The sequence below is a fragment of the Micromonospora sp. RTGN7 genome (assembly GCF_033804645.1).
Taxonomy (GTDB): Bacteria; Actinomycetota; Actinomycetes; order Mycobacteriales; family Micromonosporaceae; genus Micromonospora.
On record NZ_JAPZLF010000076.1, the window covers coordinates 1 to 223 of the forward strand.

Consider the following 223-nt stretch of genomic DNA (forward strand, 5'->3'; position numbering starts at 1 on the left):
CACCACGGTCGCCTCGGTGCAGGCCGACCGTAAGCCCACCGGTGAGCGGCAGCTCGACGTCCGCTACGAGGCCCAGCCCAACTTCTACTACTGCGGCCCCGCCGCCGCCCGCAACGCCCTGAGCGTGCAGGGCAAGGCCATCAGCGTCGACGCCATGGCCAAGGAGATGCGCACCACCGAGAACGGCACCGACTCCATCAACGACATCACCCCCATCCTGAAC

At 68.2% G+C, this 223-nt stretch carries 1 protein-coding gene; it reads left to right on the plus strand.

Features of this window, described 5'->3' with window-relative positions; genetic code table 11:
* Positions 1 to 223 (plus strand): C39 family peptidase (locus SNR22_RS29270; protein ID WP_320069903.1); only part of this gene is annotated, 223 nt, incomplete at both ends.